The organism is Burkholderia sp. E168m23, from assembly GCF_016586125.1.
Classification (GTDB): Bacteria; Pseudomonadota; Gammaproteobacteria; order Burkholderiales; family Burkholderiaceae; genus Burkholderia; species Burkholderia orbicola.
This window is the reverse complement of record NZ_BCPP01000330.1, coordinates 1-6667: the sequence shown is the minus strand read 5'-3', so window position 1 is coordinate 6667 and position 6667 is coordinate 1. Positions and strand designations below refer to the sequence as shown.

Below are 6667 nucleotides of genomic sequence, written 5' to 3'. Positions count from 1 at the left end.
GACGAGCCAGGCACCGCGTGTCGACGAGGCGCGCAACGACCAGCTCTACGAGCTCGACATCGCGTTCGCGGAGATCCAGCGCAACAAGCTGCTGTTCGGGCAGGACATGCCGCCGTGGCTCGTCGACCGGGTGCTGCGCAACCTGCTGATCGACGTCACGGGCAACACGCACCGCAGCGAGTTCTGCATCGACAAGCTGTATTCGCCCGATTCGTCCACCGGCCGGCTCGGCCTGCTCGAACTGCGCGCGTTCGAGATGCCGCCGCATGCGCGGATGAGCATCGTGCAGCAACTGCTGCTGCGCGCGCTGGTCGCGCGCTTCTGGGCCGCGCCGTATACGACGCCGCTCACGCGCTGGGGCACCGCGCTGCACGACCGGTTCATGCTGCCGGAATTTCTTCAGATGGATTTCGACGACGTGCTGGCCGAGTTGCGCGACGCCGGTTTCGCGTTCGATCCGGCGTGGTTCGCGCCGCACTTCGAATTCCGTTTCCCGCTGTTCGGGCAGATCGCGGTGAACGGGATGGAACTGTCGCTGCGCGGCGCGCTGGAACCGTGGCACGTGATGGGCGAGGAGGGCGCGCCTGGCGGCACGGTGCGCTACGTCGATTCGTCGGTCGAACGGCTCGAAGTGCGCGTGACGGGGCTGAACGACAACCGGCACGTCGTGACCGTCAACGGCCGCGCGCTGCCGCTGCAGCCGACCGGCACCGTCGGCGAATACGTCGCGGGCGTGCGCTACAAGGCGTGGTCGCCGCCGTCGGCGCTGCATCCGACCATCGGCGTGCACGCGCCGCTCACGTTCGACATCGTCGATACGTGGCTGCAGCGCTCGCTCGGCGGCTGCCGGTATCACGTCGCGCATCCGGGCGGGCGCAACTACGCGACGTTCCCGGTCAATGCGTACGAGGCCGAGAGCCGCCGGCTCGCGCGCTTCGTCGAGATCGGGCACACGCCGGGCCGGATGGACGTCGCGGCTGCCTCACCGAGCCGCGAATTCCCGTTCACGCTCGACTTGCGGCGGCCGTGAACGATCGATGACGGGGCGGACGACGATGCGCGGTTCGCGACCTCCGGGCCCACCGGCCGGTCGCGGCGCCGCCGGAATGCTAGGATGCGGGCAGATTGCGGTTCCGCACCGCGGCTTGCCGCCCGAATGGCGGCGCGCGTGCGCGGCCGCACCCTGACGACGGAACGACATCGTGCCGCCCATTGACCTCGACCATCCCGCCGCCCTCGACGCGATGCCCACGCTCTTCGATACCGGCGCGCAGCCGGACGCCGCCGAACTGGCCGCCGCGCTCGCGGCGCCGGCCGCCGCCGGCCGTTACGACGAACTGCGCGGCAGCGCGGCCGGCCTGAACGCGCCCGCGCTTGCGCCCGCGTGGCGCAGTTTCTTCACGTCGATCGGCAGCGACGGCGTGGCCGACCTCGACCGCCGCGCCGACGCGCTGCACCGGCGCATGCGCGAGAACGGCCTGTTCTACCAGTTGCACGAGCAGCGTGCCGGCGACGGCGCGGTCGGCCCGTGGTCGCTCGACCTGCTGCCGCTGATCGTCACGCCCGACGACTGGGTCGCGATCGAGCGCGGCGTGCTGCAGCGCGTGCGGCTGCTCAACGCGACGCTGGCCGACCTGTACGGGCCGCAGACGATCCTGGAGCGCGGGCTGCTGCCGCCCGCGCTCGTCACCGGCCACCCCGGCTACCTGCGTGCGATGCGCGGCGCACACGTGCCGGGCGATACGTGGCTGCACGTCGTCGCGTTCGATCTCGCGCGCGGCCCGGACGGGCAGTGGCGGATCGTCGCGCAACACACGCAGGGCGCGGCCGGGCTGGGCTACCTGCTCGAGAACCGGCTGATCGTGTCGCGGCTCTTTCCGCGCGGCTTCCGCGGGCTGCGCGTGCAGCGTCTCGCCTCCGCGTACCGCGCGCTGCTGCAAAGCATGCAGTCGCTGAGCCCCGCCGCGAAGAATTCGCGGATCGTGCTGCTGACGCCGGGGCCGCACAGCGCGACCTATTTCGAGCATGCGTATCTCGCGCGCTATCTTGGCCTCACGCTCGTCGAAGGCGGCGACCTGACCGCGCGCGACAACCGCGTATTCCTGAAGACGCTGAGCGGGCTCGAACCGGTGCACGGCATCCTGCGGCGCGTCGACGACGCGTGGCTCGATCCGCTCGAACTGCGGCCCGATTCGATGCTCGGCGTGCCGGGGCTGTTGCAGGCCGTGCGCGCGGGTAACGTGCTGCTCGCGAATGCGCCGGGCTCGGGCTTCCTCGAATCGCCGGCGATGCTCGGCTTCATGCCGCGTCTCGCGGAAGGCCTGCTCGGCGAAACGCTGACGTTGCCCGCCGTGCATTCGTGGTGGTGCGGCGAGGCGGCCGCGTGCGACGACGCGCTGCCGCGGCTCGCGCGCAGCATCGTCAAGGCATCCTATCCGCCCGACGTGCAGGAGAACGGTGCATTCGAACCGGTGATCGGCGCGCGGCTCACGCAGGCGCAACTGGCGGAATGGCGCGCGCGGATTCTCGCGCGGCCCGAACATTACACGGTGCAGGCGGATCTGCCGCTGTCGCAGGCGCCGACCTGGCCGCGGCCCGATGCACCCGACGGCAACGACAGCGCGCGGATCGTGCCGAAGCCGCTGCTGTTGCGCGTGTTCGCGCTCGCCGACGGCGCGCAGCGCTGGCGGCTGCTGCCGGGCGGGCTGTCGCGGGTCGGCACGCGCGACACGCTGTTCAATGCGCCGATGCCGCATGGCGGCAGTACCGTCGATACGTGGGTGATGACCGAGGGCATCGTTGATTCGACGACGCTGCTGCAGACCCACCTCGGCCCCGACGATCTCGTCGAGCGGCCACGCGCGATCGCGAGCCGCGCGGCCGAGAACCTGTTCTGGCTCGGCCGCTACACTGAGCGCGCGACCAACCTGATGCGCCTGGCGCGTGCCGCGCTCGAACGGCTGCGCGGCGAGGACGACGTCGACAGCCCCGCGCATCTGGAGCTGATCGACACACTGTGCCGCGACACCGGGCTGATCGCGGCCGACGCGCCGAATGCCGTCGATGCGCCGCGCGCGTTCCAGCATGAGCTGGCGACGTCGCTGACGCGCGGCGCCGATCGCACGTCGGGGATCGCGTCGTGCCTGTTCGGCATGCGCGGCGCGGCGGCCGCGATCCGCGAGCGGCTGTCGAGCGATCAGTGGCGGCTGATCGACGACGCGACGCAACTGTTCGCGGACAGCGCAGGGCAGCCGGAGGCGGAGGAGCAGATCGGCAACGAGGCGCTGCAACTGCTGGAACGTCTCGGCCTGCTGCTCGGCGCGATCACCGGCGCGCAGACCGACAACATGACACGCGACGACGGCTGGCGCCTGCTGTCGATCGGCCGGCAGATCGATCGACTCGACTTCCTGTGCAGTGTGCTGAAGTTCGCGTTCGACGAAGGCGCCGTGCATCGGCAGGACGGCTTCGAACTCGTGCTGGAACTGTTCGACAGCACGATCACGTTCCGCTCGCGCTTCCAGCGCGGCTTCGACGTCGCGCCGCTGCTGTCGCTCGTCGTGCTCGATACGGACAACCCGCGTTCGCTCGGCTGGGTCGTGCAGGCGCTGCGCGGCCGGCTGACCAAAGTGGAGCGCAGCGAAGGCTATGCGCTGTCCGAACTGGCCGAGACGGTGCCGGACATCCCCGCGTGGTCGCTGCACGAGCTGTGCGAGACCACCGAAGGCGGTCGGCACGACAAGCTGCTCGCCGCGCTCGATACGACGGTGAAGGCGGTTTGGGATCTGTCGAACCGGATCGGCGAGCGCTATTTCAGCCACGTGCGCGAGGCGGGCAGGACGCTATGGTGACGACGAAAGGCGCGCCCAAAACGCCGGCCGGTTCCGGAAGCGCACGGCAGGCGCCGGCCTCGGCTCCCGTTCCGGCTCCAGTTCCGGCTCCAGTTCCAGCCCAGGCCCAGAGCCAAGGCCAGGCCGCAACGAACGCACCGGCTGCCGCCGCACCGGGCCGGTTGCTGCGCGTCACGCACGACACCGAATACCGTTACGCGGCACGCGTTGAATCCGCGCAGCACCAGGCACGCCTGCAACCGCTCGCGACGCCGCGCCAGCAGGTGCTGTCGTTCTCGCTCGACATCGAGCCCGCACCGGAATCGGTCTGCACCGAACTCGACGCGTTCGGCAATGCACGCGCGTCGTTCGCGCTGAACCTGCCGCACGACACGCTGCTGGTGCGCAGCCGCAGCACCGTGCGCGTGACGCCGCCCGTGTGGTCGCTCGGTGCCCGCGGCGAGCCGCCGCCCGCGATCGCGAACCCGGACGCCGCGCAGGCCACCGCGTGGGAGGCCGTGCGCGACCGCTTGCGGTTCCGCGCGGGGCAGCCTTACGACCCGGCGAGCGAATTCTTGTTCGCATCGCCGCACGTGGCGTGCGACCCCGAACTCGCCGCGTACGCGGCCGCGAGCTTCACGCCGCAACGGCCGCTGGTGCAGGCGGCGTGGGATTTGATGCGGCGCGTGCATGCCGATTTCGCGTACACGCCGAACAGCACCGACATCACGACGTCGGCGCTCGACGCACTGCGGCTACGCAAGGGCGTCTGCCAGGATTTCGCGCACGTGATGATCGGCGCGCTGCGCTCGCTCGGGCTGGCCGCGCGCTACGTCAGCGGCTACCTGCTGACGCAGCCGCCACCCGGCCAGCCGCGGCTGATCGGCGCCGATGCGTCGCATGCGTGGGTCGAGGTGTACGACCCGGCGTGGCCCGAGGATGGCGGCTGGCTGCAACTCGATCCGACCAACGATCGTGCGCCGGGCGACGACTACGTGATGCTGTCCATCGGGCGCGACTACGCGGACGTGACGCCGCTGCGCGGCGTGATCCGCGGCGGCGGGGCGGATCAGGAGCTGAAGGTCGGCGTGACGGTCGAGCCGCTCGATGCGGCTTGAGGGCGCCGCGTGTCGCACTTACGCGCTTTAAGTCTTCGTTAATTCTGCACGCCTAGCATGGTGATGCCGGCAGCGATTCGGACTCCGGTCCGACGCGCCGGCGGCACGCGCGGGTGCGTCGACGTCACGGCGCCGCGCCGTCGCGCGTCGCCATTTCCATGCAACGGCGGCAGACCATGATCAAGCACTTCGACTACACGCTCGGCAACGAGACGATCGCGCTTTGTGCGAGCTTCGGCGCGGGCCCGGCATTCCGCCGCGTGCTCGTGAGCCGCGCGGATTCGATGGAGACGCTCGTGGTGCTCGATGCGCGCGGGCTGTCAGGCTTGCTGAAGGTCGCGACCGAGGAACCGGAAGGGCTGCTCGACGACGCGATCCGCAAGGTCGGTGACGAACAGCTCGTCGAGCAGGCAATCAGCGGCCGGACGATCGTCGAAGCCGCTTTGTGATCGGGCGGCGCGTGAGCGTGCCGGCAGGCACGGCTGCACACGCCGCGTCGTTTCGCGTTGTTCCGTTGCTCAGGCGGCGAACCGGTCCGTCGCCGCGACCAGCGCCTCCAGAATTCCCGGTTCGTTGTACGCATGTCCGGCGCCGGGCACGATTTCGAACGTCGCCTCCGGCCACGCCTTCGATAGCTCCCACGCCGTGCGTGCGGGTGTCGCGATGTCGTAGCGGCCCTGCACGATCACGCCCGGAATGCCGGCGAGCCTATGCGCGTCGCGCAGCAACTGGCCTTCCTCGACGAAGCCCTTGTTCACGAAGTAGTGGTTTTCGATCCGCGCGAACGCGAGCGCGTAGTGGCCGTCCGCGAAGTGCGCGGCGAGCGTGGGATCGGGCAGCAGCGTGATCGTGCGGCCTTCCCAGATGCTCCACGCGCGCGCGGCTTCGAGCTTCGCGGCTTCGTCGTCGCCGGTCAGCCGACGATGGTAGGCGGCCATCAGGTCGCCGCGCTCGGCTTCCGGAATCGGTGCAAGGAAGTCCTCCCAGTGATCGGGGAACAGCCACGACGCGCCTTCCTGGTAGTACCACAGCAATTCCGCGCGACGCATCGTGAAGATGCCGCGCACGATCAGCGCGCTCACGCGTTCGGGGTGCGTCTCGGCGTACGCGATCGCGAGCGCGCTGCCCCACGAGCCGCCGAACACCAGCCATTGCTCGGCGCCGACCATCTCGCGCAGGCGTTCGATATCGGCGACCAGATCCCACGTCGTGTTGTTCTCGAGGCTCGCGTGCGGCGTCGAGCGTCCGCAGCCGCGCTGGTCGAACAGCAGGATGTCGTAGCGCTCGGGATCGAACAGGCGGCGATGGTCGGGGCCGCAGCCGGCGCCGGGGCCGCCGTGCAGGAACACGGCGGGCTTGCCGGCCGGGTTGCCGCAGCGCTCCCAGTAGATGCGGTGGCCGTCGCCGGTGTCGAGGTGGCCGTGGGCGTAAGGTTCGATCGGTGGGTACACAGGCAGGCTCCGGGTGAGGGGCGACAGGGGGCGGACGACGCGCGGGCCGGTGTGCGGGCGGCAAGGTACTGCGAAGCGTGCTGCGCCGCAAAATTCGTTGCGTGGGCATCGGACCGACCGCCGCCGGACAAGGCTTGTCATTATGCCCATTCACCGCGCCGGACGTCGGCACGTTTTGGCGTAATAACTTCGTATAGCATACATTATACGAAGTTATACGACCTTCGTATCGATCGACGATCGCGACGGCGCCGAGTGGAACACCGAT

General features: G+C 70.0%; 5 protein-coding genes. 4 read left to right on the top strand and 1 reads right to left on the bottom strand.

Features of this window, described 5'->3' with window-relative positions:
- The 4 genes from JMF90_RS17930 to JMF90_RS17915 all read left to right on the top strand — a co-directional run.
- The coding region (locus JMF90_RS17930) for a transglutaminase family protein (protein ID WP_201325279.1) at positions 1-1030 on the top strand (1030 nt) is incomplete at its 5' end.
- Positions 1031-1244: 214 nt separating this feature from the next.
- Positions 1245-3851, top strand: a complete 2607-nt coding sequence (locus JMF90_RS17925) for a circularly permuted type 2 ATP-grasp protein (RefSeq protein ID WP_011547952.1) — start codon at positions 1245-1247, stop codon at positions 3849-3851.
- Complete coding sequence (locus tag JMF90_RS17920; RefSeq protein WP_011694705.1) at positions 3845-4948, top strand: transglutaminase family protein; 1104 nt, start codon at positions 3845-3847, stop codon at positions 4946-4948. The genes JMF90_RS17925 and JMF90_RS17920 overlap by 7 nt, the downstream gene beginning before the upstream one ends.
- A 176-nt stretch (positions 4949-5124) precedes the next feature.
- Complete coding sequence (locus tag JMF90_RS17915; RefSeq protein ID WP_027807048.1) at positions 5125-5397, top strand: hypothetical protein; 273 nt, start codon at positions 5125-5127, stop codon at positions 5395-5397.
- A gap of 69 nt (positions 5398-5466) precedes the next feature.
- On the opposite strand, the gene pip is transcribed toward JMF90_RS17915, so the two are convergent.
- On the bottom strand, positions 5467-6399 hold the full coding sequence (gene pip, locus JMF90_RS17910; protein WP_011547949.1) for a prolyl aminopeptidase: 933 nt from the start codon (positions 6397-6399) through the stop codon (positions 5467-5469).
- Between the last annotated feature and the right edge of the window lie 268 nt (positions 6400-6667).

Bases quoted from the DNA above. Each gene is read 5' to 3' on its own strand.
- JMF90_RS17920 (WP_011694705.1), top strand. From the start codon at position 3,845: ATGGTGACGACGAAAGGCGCGCCCAAAACGCCGGCCGGTTCCGGAAGC.
- JMF90_RS17925 (WP_011547952.1), top strand. From the start codon at position 1,245: ATGCCCACGCTCTTCGATACCGGCGCGCAGCCGGACGCCGCCGAACTG.
- JMF90_RS17915 (WP_027807048.1), top strand. From the start codon at position 5,125: ATGATCAAGCACTTCGACTACACGCTCGGCAACGAGACGATCGCGCTT.